The sequence below is a fragment of the Exiguobacterium sp. USCH10 genome, assembly GCF_037619445.1.
Classification (GTDB): domain Bacteria; phylum Bacillota; class Bacilli; order Exiguobacteriales; family Exiguobacteriaceae; genus Exiguobacterium; species Exiguobacterium aestuarii_A.
Genome location: NZ_JAQPZO010000007.1, coordinates 1 through 17751, shown reverse-complemented (window position 1 = coordinate 17751; position 17751 = coordinate 1). Strand labels below are relative to the sequence as shown.

Here is a 17751-nt window from a genome sequence, read left to right as displayed (position 1 = left end):
GTTGCTGAAGGGGTGCTGACGATGTATAAAAACAAATACATTCTTTACTTTTTATTGATTGCGTTCAGCTATTCATGGATTGTCTGGGTGAGCCTCTATTGGTGGACCGATTTACCGATTATGGCAATCGTCATTATCGGAGCGTTTGGACCGAGTCTTTCCGGTGTGTTGACGATGTATCGACTTCAGGGTGTAGCAGGGATCAGGCATATTCTTCAAAAAAGTATTCAAGTGAGAATGAGTTGGAAAACGTACGCAATCCCGTTCGGATTGATTCCATTCATATTCCTTGTCGCGTATTGGTGGACGGACCGGAGTGGTGCGTTAATCGCTCGTGAACCGTGTTGGATTGCCCCTTACTTTTTATATATGCTCTTCCTCGGTGGGACGCTACAAGAAGAATACGGCTGGCGAGGTTATTTGCTTGATGCGTTGCAGTCGAGACTGTCCCCACTAGTGGCAAGTTTAGTGCTAGGGGGAATTTGGGCGATTTGGCATACACCGCTCTTTCTTATGACTGGTACTGGTCAGGCAAATTTGCCGTTTTGGGCATATGGGTTGTCTGTCATGGCTTATTCGATTCTGATTAGCTGGGTATACAATGGATCATCGCGCAATTTGTGGTCCGCCTTTCTCATGCACACGATGTTCAATGTCATGTTCGTGATGGTAGGCTTCGATGCAGAAGAAGGGTATCCCATCGGCTTAATTCATTTAATGATCACGTTGTGGACTGCAGCGATTTTAGTGTTATGGAAAACCTATGGGAAGTTGAATTACGAGCCGCTCGAAGAATTCATTCCTTCGTACCCGAGTGTTACGCATCGGATTCGCGAGGGTAAAGAGTAAAACAAAAAAAGAGAAAAGGAAGTGGACGTCTTGGACTTTCGCGCACTCGAACAATCAGACGTGAAATCCTTACAGCGCTTATTTATGGAGAGTTTGAGTGACTTGATTCGACGAGAGCGTTTTGAAGATGCCGATTTGCTCGATGAAGAAGTGGCGCGCCTGAATACGACCATTCAGGACCACTTTGATGACGATCAAGTTCAACTGTATGTGGTTGAGCAGGAGGGAATCCTTATCGGAGCGGGGGCTTTGCTGCCTCCAAACGATATTATATCGGGCAACTTGGAAATAAAGCGTTGTGCCATCGAACTCGGGAGCGTCTATGTCCTTCCTCGTATGCAACGTCAAGGAGTCGGGCATTTTCTATTAGAGGAAATGAAACGAGAAATCCTTGCGAGAAAGAAACACGTCTTCTATTTGGACGCGGGCTTCCCTAGTGCACAGGCTTATTGGCGAAAACAATTTGGTGAACCTTCATTGACTCTTGAACATTACTGGGGTCCTGGTGCACCTCACATGATTTGGGAAGTGAACATAAAATAAGGAACTTAGCGGTGAATGCTAAGTTCCTTTTTGTTAGTAATAAGAACGCATGAACTGATGAATACCGGTCGCTGTCGCATTCGCCATCTGTTGACGATTCGTCGCATTCGTCAAATAGGCTCGATCATTTGAGTTACTGATAAAGCCATACTCAACAAGTGTGGAAGGAACGACATTTTTTCCGACAACATATACGTTTTGGTATTTCACGCCACGGTTTTGAACGGCCGAAATACGTGAACCAATCTCTTTATTAATCGAAGAACCAAGCGATCGACTCGCAGAAACGTATGGATTTGTCGTGTAGCTTTCCGTTGTCGGCACGAGCACCTCATGTCCATGTGCAGAGCTGTACACAGATGAGTTTGCATGGAGACTAACGAAAACATCCGCTTTATATGATTTACTCAATGAGACGCGTTCTGATAAGGAAAGATACGTATCGGTCGAGCGGGTCAATTTGACGTTGTAGTCATAGGTGTTCGTCAACGTACTCATCAATCGCTTCGCCATATCAAGGGCAATGACTTTTTCGTATACCGACCCATATACAGCACCAGGGTCATTCCCACCATGCCCCGCATCGATGACGACTGTTTTTTGAGACGTATCCGTATCCCCTCCGCTAGATGTTGTTACATACTGGGAAGAAACATAGCCCGTGACACCTTTATAAGTAACGCGATACCAAGAACCATACGTGCTCAGATACGTCACAGCACTGCCTGAAGGAATAGTTAGTAAAATCGTACCTGAAGTCGATGCCATCTTGCGAAGATTCAAGTTTGCGGTAGTATAGTAGGTTGCTGTTGAATCTGGCGTAATCGTAGAGGAAGATGTGACTTTGACATACTGGGAAGACACATACCCAATTGTTCCGTTGTAAGACACGCGATACCACGAGCCATATGTACTGAGATAAATCACTTCTTTTCCACTCGGAATCGTCGTTAAAATCGTGCCTGAAGTCGATGCCATTTTACGAAGATTCAAATTTGCTGTTGTCGTGTAGGTTTTCACAGTGGTCGGCTGATATGTTTTAAGATATTGAGAAGACACATATCCGACAGTTCCGTTATAGGAAACACGATACCATGATCCGTATGTACTGATATACGTGACGGTTTTTCCACTCGGAATCGTCGTCAAAATCGTTCCCGAAGTCGATGCCATCTTACGAAGATTTAAATTGACGGTCGTTGTGTAATATTTCGTTGCTGCTTCAACACGATGATTAAGAGAAGATGGAGATTGGAAATCAAATGGTGTAAATGTAACAGCCGAGACGATGAGTGTCGAGCTGATAAACAATTTTGTATGTAATTTAGACTTTAACATTTTCAAAATAGTGACTCCTTTGCAGAATAATAGTTGAACTTTTCATTATTCGATCAACAAATCACTATTATTATATAGATAATAAAGAAAAAAATGGGCATTAATATTTAATTTATTTATCTTTTTTTTTGAAATATAAAGGACTTTTACAAATAAAAAAGACGCACGAGGCGTCTAAGATGATTAATGTAAAGGATTGTATGTTTTTATTTTTTTTTAAAACATTGTCATACAATACGTGGCATTTCGTCTGCGAAAAGGATGATAGGAGCGTCAACCTTAACGATGCGCGGCATTTCATCAGCAAATAATTTGACAGGCTGCTCAACTTTAACGATACGTGGCATTTCATCTGCGTATGATTTAATAGGTTGTTCAACCTTGACGATGCGTGGCATTTCATCTGCCAACGGTTTGACTGCACTCCCTAAAAGTAAAACAGCCGTTGCTAAGAATAATACTCCTGTAATTTTTTTCATTTGAATAACCTCCATTAGATTAGTTGTTTATTCGATGAAGCTGTAATTCCTAGTATGTCGAAGGTGCATGTGAATTATATTTTTGTAGATTCTAGTAAGTGACATAAAGCTTCGGATTGTGCGTAGACACGACTTTCCAGCTCGCCACTATATGAATCCGGAGAGTCTGACGGGAAGATTATAACTTTATCAGATCCGTTCTCATGAGCTGTTGCTAAGATAGGGACTTGTAGTTGTTGGCTTAATAATGTGCTACAGAGTGAATGAGAAAGATCAGCAGACTCGATTTTATGTTGTGGTTTCCAACAAACGTTTGTTTCAGGAAGGATGTATAAAATGTGTCCTTCTTGAATTAATTTTTTGCATTGACTTGTAACGAAGTCAGCATCTTGCTCTACGTTAATATACTCATAGTCATTATACTGTGTTTCGTAAATGGTTTTAGTACTTCTTTTTAGAATGGAAAGAGATAATTCTGGTCCTAAAATGTATAACTTTTTAAATGAGTGACACTTTTTTAAAGATCTAGCCATTAGTCGAGGTAAGGATTGATAGTAATCAATTTGAAAAGCGTTTACAATAAAACCTCTAGGAGCATTCAACAATGGGGTCAGATTTTCTAAACCTGAAAAATACTTTTTATCTTCAGAAGTAAATATGTCATTCATAGTTGATGCTTGTTTTGACTTAAAGTAAATTTTAGGTTTAATGTAGTCTTCCGCGAGTAGAAAGCTTAATTTTCCCATTTGTGAGTTCACCCCTTATTCATAGTTAATGGTCAATAGACTAGTCAAAAAATACTAAAGCATTCAATAGAAGTCTTTTAACTAGTTCAATATTATCATGCTTTCTATTAATGAAGGGGACGAACAGGTTGGGAAAATCATCGTCAAAAAGTACTGTTATTTAGACCATTTTCTAATCAGTTTCTTCAATACGTGACAAAAAGCCTATTATTAAAGAAACTTAAAATACTTTAGTACTAAGGGAGTTACTAATTGACATGGAACATAATTACGGAAACGTTATTAAAGTAGAGCGCATGAGAAAAAATATGAAGCAGTCCGTTCTCGCTAGAGGCATATGCTCTATTTCCTATTTAAGTAAAATCGAGAATAACCAAACTTCTCCAAGCGAAACCGTATTAGAATTGATCTTTGAAAGATTAGAATTAGACATCCCTCTATATTACGACTTTAGCGAAAAAGTACATCAGGTGAAATTTGAAATTAGAGAAATTTTAAAAGAAGCAATTTTATCTCGGAAAGAGGAAAATTATTTAAAAAAAATAGAAGAATATAAAACGAATCCTGTAGTACTGCAGTCTAAAGAATTATATATAACACTTATGATTACATTGGCTAGATTTGGCATGACGCCGAAAGGTAATTCGAATTATTTAATTGAAGTAGGGTGGATTGAAGATCAACTAGATTTTGATAATAGATTAAGATATGACATTATTCACTGTCTGTATATGTTTCAATATCAAACAGCAGATCGAGAGACGATAATAAATTTGTTAGAACAAATTGGACAAAGATTGAAAAATACAAATATGCCCGACTGGGAAGTAGCAGATATGCATTATATCATCGGTGCATTATATCATCGATTTACTGATTATTTGCAAGCTATTGAAAATGTACGAGCTTCAATAGGATATTTTCAGGACAATTTTTGTTTAGAACGAATCATTGAGTCACATATGATTATTGGTCTGTCATTTAAGCGTCGTAAACGTTACACTACAGCTCTTGAGCATTATGAAAAAGCTGCAAAAGTCGCTGAGACCGCTAGATTAAATAATTATTTTGGGATGCTGTATAACAATATAGGAGACATTCATTTTCTCATTGGGGATCAAGAAAAAGCTCAACAATACTTTTTGGATGGTTTCAATTTGAAAGAAGATAAAAAGAGTAAGTTATTGAGTGTCATGTCTCTACTTGAAGTAAATGTAGCTCAACAAAATATCGAAGGAATCATGAAGTGGTTAGAAACAGGTTATGAGTTAAAGGGGAATGAAGGTAATTTAATAGAATTTCGTTATCATTTTGATATTTATTTGAATAAGTACAAACTTGAAGATCACAATGCTTTCATTGAAAGTTTAAAAAGAGCAGTGGACTATTTTGAAGCGTACGATGAATACTATACGCATAAATACGCTTTGTGGTTATCGAGAGAGTTGAGAAACACAGGAAAATATAAGCTGGCTACAGAGTATTATGAAAAAACTGTAGCGATTATGTCACGTTGGGAATAAATAAAAAAGAACTTGAAATCAGTAAGCGTACCGATTTCGAGTTCTTTTTTATGGCGTTGTAAAATAATGCACCGTCCAGACTTGTTCTTGAACAAGACGTTCATCTGTTAAATGACCGTTGTGGACTTGCTGCAATAAATGAATGAAGTGTTTTTGAAGATTTCCTTCATATGAGCCACTGTGCAAAATTTGCTCTTCGCTCGCAATAATATAAAATCCACCAAGTCGCAATGGAATATGTTTTCGAACTAATGCGGCAGCTTTTTGGAACTTCGCCTGCTCCCCTATGTGAGGGACATCGATTTCAAAACGCCCCCATTGTTTAAAGTCTCCAATTTCTGAAAAAGGTGGGTCACGATGATCCAATGGCAAGCCCTCCGATCTAACAATCTCTTTATATTCAGTATATCTTGTTTTCGCTTTAAAACGTGCAAAAATAAATACATAGGGTATGGCTCAATGCATACTCATAATTCACTTTTTGTAGCTTTCTATATTTTGTAAAAGAACTCCTTCCGATTTTTCTGAAAAAATCGTCAAAAATAACACGGTCTGATTGACCGTGTTATTGCATGATGTGTTCTTTTGAAGTTGGTAACTCACAGATGAAGGTACTTCCTTCTCCGTAGACCGACTCCACGTGAAGTTGACCATCGTGTGCTTTAGCGATTTCTTTACAGATTGCGAGCCCGAGCCCGGTACCGCCGATTTTACGACGATCTGAGTTGTCGACACGATAAAACTTTCCAAAGAGATGAGGGAGAGAGGCGCTTGGAATGCCCATTCCATGATCGCGCACTTTCATCACGACTTGTTCGTCTACTCGTTCAAGTGATACGAGGATATTCCCCCCGTCTGGTGAGTATTTGATGGCGTTACTTAATAAGTTGCCGAGCAACTGACGCATTCCTTCTAAGTCTGCATCGATTATAAAATTCTCTTCAGGATCGGCGTCGATAAACAATTCATGTTGATCAGTCGTTTCTTGATAAAACGTGACACTGTCTTTGGCGAGTTTATACAAATCGACTGGTTCCCATTCAAATGTTTGTTTCCCAGACTCCATCTTTTGAAGGTCCAAGAAATCATTAACGAGATAAGATAATCGCTTCGCCTCATCATGAATCGTTTTCAAATAAAGTTCTCGTCGATTTTCTTTCAAATCACGTGACAACATAAGCTCCGTAAAGCCATAGATTGAAGAAAGGGGAGTTCTAAGTTCGTGCGATACGGTCGAAACGAGCTCTGACTTCATTCGATCTACCTCAGTCTCAGCAGTGACGTCACGTAGCACAAGCATGGTTCCACGAAGTCGACGATCACGATAGACGCTTTCGGCATAAAGCTGAATGAAACAGTCGCCTTGATTGATTGAAATCGTAAGTCCGTCCTCGGGCGTATCTTGTGAAAAGACGCGTTCGAAGTAACGAACGAATTGTTCGTGCTGATCCACACGTTCTGCGAGTTGCTCGATATCGATATCAATCGCTGACAATTCTTCATATCCTTTATAGTCGAAGTGAAGGTCATCAAACATGCGAATAAACGCGCGATTTCCAACGACAGTGTCGTCTTCATAGTTCACGTATAAAATGGCTTCACGCACTGAATTGATCAATTGAGCGGTTTCTTTTCGATCTTGTTGCATCTGACGATAAAGCTGCATCCGAAGCAGTGAAATGGCGAGCTGACTAGCAAATGCATTCAGTTCAGACTTTTCACTTGCGTCATATTGTTCATCGTAACGGGCCAAATATAGGCAACCAATCAGGCTGTTATCTGACGGGTCCATAATTGGAATGACCGTTTCGTAAATATAATACGGATACGTGTGCAAGGCATCGACGACCCGCTTTGACGTAGCTGCAGGAGATTTAGAAATCATGACACGTTTCAGGAGCAGTGATTCCTTTTTAAGACTCTCTTGCTGATCTTCCGTCATTTCTTTTGGTACGACAGACGTGATTTCTCCGTCTTTTGTGAGCAACAAGGCGCCAAATTCAGACTTCGTGAGTAATACGATTTTTTCGATGACGGATGAGTAATCAAATAATGATTCTTTTGATGCCAATACTTCAATCAGTTCATTACGGTATTGGAGGTTCATTTCATTCAATTTTGATTCTTTAATCACGTTTTCGAGCTTCTCTTTTTTCGTTTTGAGTCTACTGTTTTGATCGGCCATTCGTTTAATGAGTGGTCGACCAATCAATAGAATGGCGCTTATAAACATGATGAGACCAATCATCCAAATCCATCGAAGGGCGGTAAGTTCGAGAGTAGATACATTTCCATCTCGAACAAACCAGGCTCCGATTGCGGTCAAAATGAGACTAAATCCACATACGCTATATAAAATACTAAGTATTTGACGACTGTTCAGTTGTTCAATCCACTTGCTGATCATTCATTCTACTTCCTTCCTTGAACATAAAAAACGCTAGGTCATCTTTTCCTTGCCCTGCATTTTATGAAAAAGGGAAAGGAAATTGAATTAATTTGCTTACGTGATGTGCATATCTAGCACATAAAGCGATTTACCCGAAATGATTAAAACATACACGTCTCAATCTTCTCTTCGTTGACAAGGTCGTCAAAAATTATTATCTTGAATTTAAGATAAAAAACGAGGAGCGTGACTAAATGTTATCCATTGAACCGTCCGCCTTAACTGAGCGGGACACGTATAAGTTTTTGATTGGCAGTATTGTACCGCGACCAATCGCTTTTGTAACGACACGTAATGAGGACGTGATCAATGCTGCTCCATTCAGTTATTTCAACGTAGTCGCTTCCAATCCGCCTCTCGTTTCCGTTTCTATTCAACGAAAAAATGGTGTGATGAAAGATACAGCACGAAACGCAATCACGACTAAAGAACTTGTCATCCATGTTGTGGACGAAACGAATGTTCACGATGTGAATGAGACGGCTGCGAATCTTGACGCTGATGAGAGTGAGCTGTCACGTACAACGTTCGCAATTCAACCGAGCGACGTGATTGCGACTCCAGGAATCAAAGAAGCAAAAATTCGATTTGAATGCGTCTTACATCAACATATACCAATTGAACATGAAGGACAAACGACAGCAGACTTGTTGATTGCACGGATTGTCCGCTTTCACATTGAGCGAGAATTATATGAACATGGACGAATCGATGCGAGACAGTTGGCGCCGGTCAGCCGTATGGCCGGGAATAGTTATGCAACACTCGGTGAACTTTTTGATGTGAAGCGTCCTGAATAATCCACAAACGTGCCCGTTTTTCTAAAGAACGAGCACGTTTTTTGGGTAAAGGAATAAGGAGCGTATTTGCATGTAGTATTTCTTTCATTTCGACATGCTCTTATGTCACAATAAAGTCAGAACATTCTAACTTCAAGTCATCCTAGATTCAGAGAAAAAGGGGAATCCGTCATGTACCGTCCTACTGTCCAATCGATTATAACTGCCATTGAAACTGTGATTGTCGGAAAAGAAGAAGTCATCGCCAAGAGCCTGACTGCCTTGTTGGCAGGCGGGCATGTTCTTTTAGAAGACGTACCGGGTGTCGGGAAGACCATGCTCGTTCGTACGTTTAGCCGGGCAATCGACTTAGATTTTAAACGGATTCAATTCACGCCAGACATGTTGCCGTCAGACTTGACGGGAATCTCGATGTATAACCAAAAAACGAGAGAGTTCGAATATCGTCCGGGACCGCTCATGGGCAATATTATTTTGGCGGATGAAATTAACCGAACTTCACCAAAAACGCAGTCCGCTCTTCTCGAGGCAATGGCGGAGCGGAGTGTAACGGTAGACGGTGAGTTGAAAGTGTTACCTTCACCATTTTTCGTCATGGCGACACAAAACCCGATTGAGCATGAAGGGACATATCCATTACCGGAAGCACAGTTGGACCGCTTCTTACTCAAAATCGAGATGGGGTACCCGACATTCAATGAAGAAATCGCACTCTTAAGTCGTTTTGAAAAGAACGAGCCGCTTGAGGCGCTTCATAGTGTCATTACAAAACAAGAAGTAGAACTCATGCAACGTGAAGTGAGAGAGGTCCATGTATCGAGTGCCGTCAAACAATACATCGTAAGATTGGTGCATGAGTCACGGAAGGATCCCCATACGTATTTAGGTGGCAGTCCACGAGCTACGCTTGCGTTGATGAAAGCGGCGCAGGCGTGGGCGTATATTCATAATCGTGACTTTGTGTTACCGGATGATGTCAAGGCGATGGCGACGAGTGTGCTTGGACATCGCGTCTTGTTGACGGCGGAAGCACGTTATAAAGGAAAAACACCAAATCAATTGATTCAAGGTTGGCTTGATACGTTGCCTGTCCCGTTGGATCGTGAGGTCAACGAGGTATGAAAAACTGGATGAAGCTGTTCGTTGTATGGGCGGCGGCATTCGGGTTATACGCATTTGCCCGTATCGAAGGGAGTATCGTTGCTTCGACATTATGGTGGTCGTTCGTGGTATTGACGGTTTATTGGACGCTCTTTATGATTTATCCGGTCACTGCGGCAAATGTGTCACGACGAGTCACGACGAAACGTCTCGTCTCGGGTCAATCAATGGACATCGAGTTACGAATCGAACGAAAATATCCTTTTTTGATTGGAATGGTGACGTTAGAAGAACGACTGCCACAACGATTGATTGATGAAGACAGGACAATCATCGTACCGGTAGACCGTTTCTTTCGACGCGCCGAAGTGGTCCATTACGAAGTCAATGCGATTAAGCGGGGGATTCATGTCTTTGACCGAACGGTTCTTCATGTACGCGATGTGTTTGGTTTATTCGACCGGAAACGGACGTTGCGAATCGAAACGGTCGTAGAAGTGTCACCTGCTGAACTTCCGTTCGACCTTCCGCGGGATGAACATGTCGGAGGACGCGGCGAACAATATCGTCAAATGCGTACTTATACGGAAGTGGCCAATACGACGAGCGGTGTCCGTGAATACGCGGCAGGGGACCGAATTGGTCGGATTGACTGGAAAGCATCCGCTCGACGTGGGAATTTGATGACAAAAACATTTGACCAAGAGCAAGAAAAGAAACTTTCGCTCGTATTCGTCCCGGCAGTCTCTGCCGGGTATGAGGAGGCGTTTGAACGTTCGTTGTCCTTGCTCGTTGGTGCGATTCGACAGTTGGAACGAAAGAACTTGCCGTTTGAGCTATATGTCATTGAAGAACAGGTCCGTTTATTCCATCTTCCGGATCAAAGTGCAGAAGTCGGACACTATCTGTTGACTGCGACTCCTGAAGCGGAGGGGCGTCTTGTCGAGCGTGTGAAACAAAACTTGCCTCAACAAACAGGGGACTTGATTCTGATCAGTCCGTTTGAAACGACTTCGATTCGAGAGCTCATGCATGAAACGCAAGGTAGTTATCACTTATACACAGCTGTAAATGAGGTGACGGGATGAAGACGTGGATCACACGGATTGTATATACAGTGCTCGCCGCCTACTTATTGTCTTTTTGGATTGAGCCGATTGTTGGAAGTACAACGTTCGATGTAAGTTGGCCGTTTTATTTCCTTTTGATTGTCCCAATGTTCGTCAGTCTTCTCCCGTGGAGTGCATTTCTTGGAATCTCCCTTCTCAATTTCCTAGTTGTGTTATACGTCTATCACGGAAGTATTTTCGACTGGTTTGGCATATGGATGGAAGATTTTATGGGCGTCATAAGCGGTGAGTTACCAAGCGAGGCGATTTTCTTCTCTGCAATGGCGCTCATCGGTCTACTATTTGCCATCCTTGTCGGACGAACATACCCGAGTTACGGATTCGCACTTGGGATGATTGTTTCGACGCTCGGTGTCATGGCTTATTTCGACACGTGGACACTGTATGACGGAGAAGGAAATATCCTTTATGCGATCGTCACCTCACTTCTATTACTATTTGTCACGGATTTAGCGAAGCGTCCAAGTCAATCGCTCGTACGATTCGTCAGTATCGGTTTGCTTCTCAGTGTCGTCGTTGCGCTTGCGAGTGCCTCCCCGACATTAGAAGGAGATTGGTCCGATCGAATTACGACGAGTTTCCGGAATGCGACAACAGAAGGTGACGGGAACGGACCTGGTCGGGTCGGATATGGTGTGAACGATGAGGCGCTAGGTGGTCCGTTTGAACAGGATGACGGCATTGTCTTTATTGCGCGAGGTGTCCCAGCTCGTTATTGGCGAATTGAATCAAAAGCCATTTACACAGGGAAAGGTTGGATTGAGGCACCAGTGCTTGATTCTGATTATAACCGTGGGCAGTTAGTGGACTCAGATGTAGATACGACTCCGGAACAAGCACTCCTCCGATTTGAACGCCGACAGACGTTCGTTCCGTATGGTGGGGAATACCCACAAGCAGCGGAGACGGAGTCCGGAACAGAGTTTTTGGTCGGTGATGTGGAACAAGCTTTTCCGAACGAGACCATCACAATTCAACCGTCTGGGAAAATTGTGTTTGAAAACGAAAACCAAGCCACACCGCGAACGATTCAACTTCGCTACAGTGTACCAGCTTTCTCGGAAGAACAGCTTGCTTTAAATGAAGAAGTGAGCTCGCTGACAGAAGAGGAAGAACAGGTCTATTTACAACTACCAGATTCTTTACCGGATCGTGTACGTGACTTGGCTTCGGAGATTACCGCTGAAAGTGAAACTCCAAATGAGAAAGCAGAAGCGGTAGAAGCGTATTTCCGAAACGGAGAATTTCAATACGATACGGAAAATGTCGCGCAACCAGAAGGGGAAACCGATTATGTAGACCAATTCTTGTTCGACACGCAGATTGGATATTGTGATAACTTCTCTACGTCAGCAGCCGTCTTATTACGTGCGAATGGAATCCCGACACGTTGGGTAAAAGGATTTACAATGGGTGATACGCGAGGAGTTGTTCAAGGTGAGGAAGAGCATACGATTCGTAACCGTCACGCCCATTCATGGGTCGAGTATTTTATCGAAGGAGCAGGTTGGGTCCCGTTAGAGGCGACGATCAGCTTCTCAGATGCGAACTTACTACAGATGGAACGAGAAACGGACACAGATGATACGACACCGGCAACGAATGATCCGCAGGCGACGCAAGACAACAACGCACAAAATCGTCCTCAAGAAGATTTGTTAATCGATGATGTCACAACAGGTGAGGCACAAGAAGAGTCTCGCAGTATCCCGGTATGGGGATGGATCGTCATTCTTTTCCTCGTGGCCGTTGTCATTTGGAACCGGAAAATCATTGAGCGGCAAATCATGTACGTCTGGTGGATGAGCCGTCCGCTCACAGATGGTAGTCTCGTATCGATGCATCGCTATTTAGTGAAGCGACTTCGTGCGAACGGATTTAAAGTCGAAGGGCGTACGCCGTCGGAGCTTGCCAAAGAAGTCGATGCCTATTACGAAACGAACGACATGACGCGCTTGACGGCCTTGTTCGAGCAAGCGGTTTATGCCGAACAAGAACCGAATTCAAAATATAAAGAATATTGGAAAATCATGATTCGCAGAATTATGAGTTGAAGTGACGGGATGCATCAAGTAAGATAGACGCATTAGTTAGATAATTGAACATGGCATTCCTTCGTATATACTCGTGAATTGGCGCGAGAGTCTCTACCGGACCACCGTAAATGGACCGACTATGAAGGAGCACGTTTCGCATACAAAGAAAAGGGCGTGCTTCTTCTTCGGTTTGGATAATCTGGGGAGAGGCTCGTCCTTTTTTTGAGGAGAAGGCAGAAAGGTGGAAATTTCGTGAAAGTAGAACAAGAAATGATTTTGGTGCTCGATTTTGGTGGACAGTATAACCAGTTGATCACGCGTCGTGTCCGTGACCTTGGCGTATACAGTGAGTTGCATTCACATAAAATGACTGCAGCGGAGATTCGCGAATTGAACCCAGTCGGCATCATCTTCTCTGGTGGACCGAACAGCGTATACGCAGAAGGTGCATATCGTTGTGACCCGGAAATTTTCGAATTAGGTATTCCAATCTTCGGAATCTGTTACGGCATGCAGCTCATGACGCATCATTTCGGTGGTCGTGTCGAACGTGCTGCACACCGTGAGTATGGAAAAGCGACATTGTTCTCAACGCCGGAAGCATCAGCCATCTATAATGGACTTCCTGTTGAACATACAGTTTGGATGAGCCACGGCGACCTCGTCATGGAAGCACCTGAAGGATTCATCGTTGACGGAACGAACCCATCTTGCCCGGTCGCTTCGATTAAAAACGATGAGTTGAAAATGTATGGTGTTCAATATCACCCAGAGGTTCGTCACTCGGAGTATGGGAACGACATCTTGAAAAACTTCATCTATGAAGTGTGTGGTGCTAAAGGTGAATGGTCAATGGAAAACTTTATTGACCTCGAAGTCGAAAAGATTCGTGAAATCGTCGGCGACAAGCAAGTACTTTGTGCCCTTTCAGGTGGCGTCGACTCTTCTGTCGTTGCGGCACTCGTGCATCGCGCAATCGGTGATCAATTGACATGTATGTTCGTCGACCACGGTCTCCTTCGTAAAGGAGAAGCAGATAGCGTCATGAAGACGTTCGCTGACGGGTTTAACATGAAGGTCATTAAAATCGATGCGCAGGAACGTTTCTTGACGAAGTTGGCTGGTGTGTCGGATCCTGAACAAAAACGTAAGATTATCGGAAACGAGTTCATCTATGTATTCGACGAAGAAGCATCGAAACTTGTCGATATGGACTTCCTCGCACAAGGAACGCTCTATACAGACATTATCGAGAGTGGGACAGATACAGCGCAAACGATCAAATCACACCATAATGTCGGTGGATTGCCAGAAGACATGAACTTCACACTGATCGAGCCACTCAACACGCTCTTTAAAGATGAAGTCCGTGCGCTCGGTACTGAGCTCGGTCTTCCTGACTATATCGTGTGGCGCCAGCCATTCCCAGGCCCGGGTCTAGGAATTCGTGTACTTGGTGAAATCACGGAAGAGAAACTCGAAATTGTCCGTGAATCAGATGCAATTTTGCGCGAAGAAGTGAAGAAGGCAGGTCTTGAACGAGATATCTGGCAATACTTCACGGTTCTCACACCGATTCGCTCAGTTGGAGTTATGGGTGATGAGCGTACGTACGACTATGCAGTCGGCGTCCGTGCTGTTACATCAATTGATGGGATGACGTCTGATTGGGCGCGCATTCCATGGGATGTACTTGAGAAAATCTCTGTCCGTATCGTCAATGAAGTCAGCCACGTCAACCGTGTGCTGTATGACATTACGTCTAAGCCACCTGCAACAATCGAATGGGAATAAGCCAAACAGAGGGTTCACACCCTCTGTTTTGTCTTAAAACCGAACATTAACGTTTTTTTTAGATGTAAAATCCGTGAATTTAGTTGACATTCTATTTTCACGCTGATACGATAAGAACGTTCTTATTATAACCGAACAATTATAAAATATTTTGCCGTATAATGTCGGGGATATGGCCCGAGAGTCTCTACGAAATCACCTTAAATGATTTCACTACGGCGAGACATAGATGAGGGTGTATGCCCTCGTATGTTTCGCGTGGGGTCCTCGGTCATTTGCCGGGGGCCTTTTCTCGTTTTACGGCGAGTACAAGGAGGAAAACAAATGAGCACACAGCTCAAGCAAGAACAGCAACAACCTACAACGAGTCGGATTGATCGTTACTTCCAACTCACAGCACTTGGGACGAGTGTCCGCACTGAGTTGATTGCAGGATTCACAACGTTCCTCGCAATGGCGTACATCCTTTTCGTGAACCCAAACGTTCTCGGGGCAGCGGGGATGGATACAGGGGCGGTCTTCGTCGCAACTGGACTTGTTGCAGTAGTCGGTTCATTGACAATGGGACTTTTAGCGAACTATCCGATTGCGATTGCGCCGGGCATGGGCCTCAACGCGTTCTTCGCATATAGCGTTGTTATCGGAATGGGTGTACCGTGGCAAACGGCTTTGTCGGGTGTACTCGTATCAGGTCTCTTCTTCATCGTATTGACGCTTTCTGGTATTCGCGAAACAATTGTTAACGCGATTCCAGCGCCACTCAAAATGGCGGTCGCAGCAGGGATTGGTTTCTTTATCGCTTTCATCGGATTGAAGAATGCAGGGATTGTTGTAGCGAACGAAGCGACACTCGTAAGTCTCGGTTCACTTGGAACGGGCACAACACTTCTCGCTGTATTTGGACTTGTTGTCAGTGCCTTGCTCATGGCGCGTGATGTAAAAGGTGGAATCTTCATCGGGATGTTGTTGACAGCAATCGTTGGTATGATCTTCGGTCTCGTTCCGACTCCGACGGCAATCTCTGATGTGGTGTCAATGCCACCGAGCATGTCATCAACATTTGGTCAAGCGTTCATCAACTTCAGTGACGTATTCACGCTCCAAATGCTGATTGTCATCTTAACGTTCTTCTTCATCGATTTCTTTGATACGGCTGGTACGCTCGTTGCCGTGGCGCGTCAAGCAGGAATCATGAAAGAAAACAAAGTACCGCGCGCAAGTAAGGCGTTAATGGCTGATTCGACAGCAACGGTAGCGGGTGCGATCTTCGGAACATCTACAGCGACTTCATATGTTGAATCGTCAGCTGGTGTTGCTGCAGGTGGACGTACAGGTTTGACGGCGGTGTTCGCAGGATTGTTCTTCGGTTTGGCATTGTTCTTCTCACCTCTCTTGGCGGTTGTAACAGCGCCGGTTACGGCTCCTGCATTAATCATTGTCGGTGTGCTCATGGCTTCGGCTCTTCTTGATATCGATTGGAAGAAAATCGAAATCGCCGTACCAGCTTTCTTGACGATCATTATGATGCCTTTGACATCTTCAATCGCAACAGGAATTGGGCTTGGGTTCATCCTTTACCCACTCATGATGATCGCGAAAGGGAAAACGAAAGAAATTCATCCAATCATGTATGGGATGTTAATCATCTTCTTGGCATACTTCATGTTCTTACCACACGCATAAGTTCATTTGAAAAGCCGGCTCTTCCATTAAGAGTCGGCTTTTTTGTATGCAGTATTTTCGGGTAGGAAAGGATCATACATCGTGATGGCATGATTCTCTGTAATGAATTCATTTCGGAGATGAGTCCCATTCATTGAAGTAACCTCTCTGAAAATCTGATTGTGTCGTATTGTCCCTCCCCACCACTCACGTGTGAAATGGTGGTTTTCTTCGTATATACGATACTGCTCTTTATTCGGGATGGTAGAGCGCCATTCACCTACGAGATAATCTCCCTCTATATATAGAAGGAGTTGATACGTTTGTGCGGTTTGATTTGTAATTTGTAGATCGAGATAATTGTAAGAGCATGTAGCGCCACTTCCGAATGGTTGGTCTCTTCGATAGTCAGGAAACACGTCGTAGCTATGACGATAACGCTCAGTTACAGTCAATGGACTATGAAGTGTAATCCAATAAATGAGGTTAGATAGTTGGCATAAGCCACCACCGATTCCTGAGGTGACCTTTCCGTAATGCAGAATCATGCCATCGACATACCCTTTTCGTTTGGTGGGCTTTCCGATCATCTTCCAATAAGAAAAGACGTCGTTCGGTGTTAGGATGGCTCCGTTTAGGTTTGCGATTGCGATCTTTAGATTCGTGACTTTATTATGTTGAACTTCCATGTCTACATCGCGTAGCTGTCGATAGAGGGGAGTTCGGTGTGTGAAGATGAGATAAGGCATTGGTTCAATGTTTTGTTTCGAGACGTATTGTCGTTTATCTGTTATCCATTCCAATCGTCGCTTCATTGTGTATACTTGTGTACCAGACCATATTCTAAACGGGGAGCGCTTTTTTGGTTTTTGTAAATCGTGTTGGATCATGAATGTGACTCCTTATCGGTTGATAGTCGTTATTAGATATAAGTGTATTCTTTAAAGTAATCTGTTCTTCCTTTTAGAAGTTGAGATTCAAACTTTATGAAGATACGAAAAATAATCAAAAGTTTTTTTAGAATAATGCTTGCAAGATTAAAAAGCAGGTGATATAGTTATCTCTGTTGCCAGCGACAAACGTTGAACAAACAAAAAAGTTGTTGACATCAAAAAGAATTAAATGTTATTATCATTTAGTCGCCAAGAGCGGCAGACGAACTTTGAAAACTGAACGATGAGGCAAAAAAGTTTTACAATTTTTGAATGAAGCGCAAGCTTCGTCAATTTAAGAGCTATATCAAATTCTTTGGAGAGTTTGATCCTGGCTCAGGACGAACGCTGGCGGCGTGCCTAATACAT

Annotated in this window: 15 protein-coding genes and 2 riboswitches; of the genes, 9 read left to right on the top strand and 6 right to left on the bottom strand. The window is 43.0% G+C overall.

Annotated elements, in window-relative coordinates:
* Nucleotides 1-21: 21 nt before the first annotated feature.
* Complete coding sequence (locus tag PQI28_RS11055; RefSeq protein ID WP_339963304.1) at nucleotides 22-849, top strand: CPBP family intramembrane glutamic endopeptidase; 828 nt, start codon at nucleotides 22-24, stop codon at nucleotides 847-849.
* Nucleotides 850-870: 21 nt separating this feature from the next.
* Nucleotides 871-1392 (top strand): GNAT family N-acetyltransferase, encoded by a 522-nt coding sequence (locus PQI28_RS11050; protein ID WP_339963303.1) that lies wholly within the window; start codon nucleotides 871-873, stop codon nucleotides 1390-1392.
* Between the two features lie 33 nt (nucleotides 1393-1425).
* Here PQI28_RS11050 and PQI28_RS11045 read toward each other — a convergent pair whose 3' ends face one another.
* The 3 genes from PQI28_RS11045 to PQI28_RS11035 all read right to left on the bottom strand — a co-directional run bounded on the left by PQI28_RS11045 (nucleotide 1426) and on the right by PQI28_RS11035 (nucleotide 3955).
* Entirely contained in the window at nucleotides 1426-2730 is a 1305-nt protein-coding gene (locus PQI28_RS11045; protein WP_339963392.1) for an N-acetylmuramoyl-L-alanine amidase, read from the bottom strand.
* Between the two features lie 227 nt (nucleotides 2731-2957).
* Nucleotides 2958-3209, bottom strand: a complete 252-nt coding sequence (locus tag PQI28_RS11040; RefSeq protein ID WP_274664551.1) for a hypothetical protein — start codon at nucleotides 3207-3209, stop codon at nucleotides 2958-2960.
* Nucleotides 3210-3283: 74 nt separating this feature from the next.
* Complete coding sequence (locus PQI28_RS11035; protein WP_339963302.1) at nucleotides 3284-3955, bottom strand: hypothetical protein; 672 nt, start codon at nucleotides 3953-3955, stop codon at nucleotides 3284-3286.
* Between the two features lie 257 nt (nucleotides 3956-4212).
* Between PQI28_RS11035 and PQI28_RS11030 the strand changes: the two genes are divergently transcribed.
* The gene (locus tag PQI28_RS11030; protein WP_339963301.1) at nucleotides 4213-5478 is read left to right on the top strand and encodes a tetratricopeptide repeat protein; all 1266 of its coding nucleotides are present in this window, start codon (nucleotides 4213-4215) and stop codon (nucleotides 5476-5478) included.
* A 48-nt stretch (nucleotides 5479-5526) separates the two neighbouring features.
* On the opposite strand, the gene PQI28_RS11025 is transcribed toward PQI28_RS11030, so the two are convergent.
* Both PQI28_RS11025 and PQI28_RS11020 read right to left on the bottom strand, forming a co-directional pair.
* Complete coding sequence (locus PQI28_RS11025; RefSeq protein ID WP_339963300.1) at nucleotides 5527-5844, bottom strand: hypothetical protein; 318 nt, start codon at nucleotides 5842-5844, stop codon at nucleotides 5527-5529.
* 199 nt (nucleotides 5845-6043) lie between these two features.
* Nucleotides 6044-7885 carry an ATP-binding protein gene (locus tag PQI28_RS11020; RefSeq protein ID WP_339963299.1) on the bottom strand — a complete coding sequence of 614 codons (1842 nt, stop codon included), beginning with the start codon at nucleotides 7883-7885 and terminating at the stop codon, nucleotides 6044-6046.
* Between the two features lie 236 nt (nucleotides 7886-8121).
* Here PQI28_RS11020 and PQI28_RS11015 point away from each other — a divergent pair, with 236 nt between their 5' ends.
* The 6 genes from PQI28_RS11015 to PQI28_RS10990 all read left to right on the top strand — a co-directional run bounded on the left by PQI28_RS11015 (nucleotide 8122) and on the right by PQI28_RS10990 (nucleotide 16471).
* Nucleotides 8122-8727: a flavin reductase family protein gene (locus PQI28_RS11015; protein WP_339963298.1), complete on the top strand. Its 606-nt coding sequence runs from the start codon at nucleotides 8122-8124 to the stop codon at nucleotides 8725-8727.
* 171 nt (nucleotides 8728-8898) lie between these two features.
* Nucleotides 8899-9849 carry an AAA family ATPase gene (locus tag PQI28_RS11010; protein ID WP_339963297.1) on the top strand — a complete coding sequence of 317 codons (951 nt, stop codon included), beginning with the start codon at nucleotides 8899-8901 and terminating at the stop codon, nucleotides 9847-9849.
* Nucleotides 9846-10916 carry a DUF58 domain-containing protein gene (locus PQI28_RS11005; protein WP_339963296.1) on the top strand — a complete coding sequence of 357 codons (1071 nt, stop codon included), beginning with the start codon at nucleotides 9846-9848 and terminating at the stop codon, nucleotides 10914-10916. The genes PQI28_RS11010 and PQI28_RS11005 overlap by 4 nt, the downstream gene beginning before the upstream one ends.
* The gene (locus PQI28_RS11000; RefSeq protein WP_339963295.1) at nucleotides 10913-13012 is read left to right on the top strand and encodes a transglutaminase domain-containing protein; all 2100 of its coding nucleotides are present in this window, start codon (nucleotides 10913-10915) and stop codon (nucleotides 13010-13012) included. Before PQI28_RS11005 ends, PQI28_RS11000 begins: the two co-directional genes overlap by 4 nt.
* A gap of 41 nt (nucleotides 13013-13053) precedes the next feature.
* Nucleotides 13054-13154, top strand: a riboswitch (purine riboswitch).
* A gap of 110 nt (nucleotides 13155-13264) precedes the next feature.
* A complete protein-coding gene (guaA, locus tag PQI28_RS10995; protein ID WP_251127027.1) occupies nucleotides 13265-14788 on the top strand; it encodes a glutamine-hydrolyzing GMP synthase in 1524 nt (507 codons plus the stop codon).
* A gap of 134 nt (nucleotides 14789-14922) precedes the next feature.
* A riboswitch (purine riboswitch) is annotated at nucleotides 14923-15024 on the top strand.
* A gap of 88 nt (nucleotides 15025-15112) precedes the next feature.
* Complete coding sequence (locus PQI28_RS10990; RefSeq protein WP_251125744.1) at nucleotides 15113-16471, top strand: NCS2 family permease; 1359 nt, start codon at nucleotides 15113-15115, stop codon at nucleotides 16469-16471.
* Between the two features lie 26 nt (nucleotides 16472-16497).
* Here PQI28_RS10990 and PQI28_RS10985 read toward each other — a convergent pair whose 3' ends face one another.
* On the bottom strand, nucleotides 16498-17340 hold the full coding sequence (locus PQI28_RS10985; protein ID WP_339963294.1) for a VanW family protein: 843 nt from the start codon (nucleotides 17338-17340) through the stop codon (nucleotides 16498-16500).
* Nucleotides 17341-17751: the final 411 nt, after the last annotated feature.

Excerpts from the sequence above, each read along its gene's own strand:
- PQI28_RS11035 (WP_339963302.1), bottom strand. The coding sequence starts at position 3,955 with ATGGGAAAATTAAGCTTTCTACTCGCGGAAGACTACATTAAACCTAAA.
- PQI28_RS11055 (WP_339963304.1), top strand. The coding sequence starts at position 22 with ATGTATAAAAACAAATACATTCTTTACTTTTTATTGATTGCGTTCAGC.
- PQI28_RS11020 (WP_339963299.1), bottom strand. The coding sequence starts at position 7,885 with ATGATCAGCAAGTGGATTGAACAACTGAACAGTCGTCAAATACTTAGT.
- PQI28_RS10985 (WP_339963294.1), bottom strand. The coding sequence starts at position 17,340 with ATGATCCAACACGATTTACAAAAACCAAAAAAGCGCTCCCCGTTTAGA.
- guaA (WP_251127027.1), top strand. The coding sequence starts at position 13,265 with ATGATTTTGGTGCTCGATTTTGGTGGACAGTATAACCAGTTGATCACG.
- PQI28_RS11005 (WP_339963296.1), top strand. The coding sequence starts at position 9,846 with ATGAAAAACTGGATGAAGCTGTTCGTTGTATGGGCGGCGGCATTCGGG.
- PQI28_RS11015 (WP_339963298.1), top strand. The coding sequence starts at position 8,122 with ATGTTATCCATTGAACCGTCCGCCTTAACTGAGCGGGACACGTATAAG.
- PQI28_RS11030 (WP_339963301.1), top strand. The coding sequence starts at position 4,213 with ATGGAACATAATTACGGAAACGTTATTAAAGTAGAGCGCATGAGAAAA.
- PQI28_RS11045 (WP_339963392.1), bottom strand. The coding sequence starts at position 2,730 with ATGTTAAAGTCTAAATTACATACAAAATTGTTTATCAGCTCGACACTC.
- PQI28_RS11000 (WP_339963295.1), top strand. The coding sequence starts at position 10,913 with ATGAAGACGTGGATCACACGGATTGTATATACAGTGCTCGCCGCCTAC.
- PQI28_RS10990 (WP_251125744.1), top strand. The coding sequence starts at position 15,113 with ATGAGCACACAGCTCAAGCAAGAACAGCAACAACCTACAACGAGTCGG.
- PQI28_RS11040 (WP_274664551.1), bottom strand. The coding sequence starts at position 3,209 with ATGAAAAAAATTACAGGAGTATTATTCTTAGCAACGGCTGTTTTACTT.
- PQI28_RS11010 (WP_339963297.1), top strand. The coding sequence starts at position 8,899 with ATGTACCGTCCTACTGTCCAATCGATTATAACTGCCATTGAAACTGTG.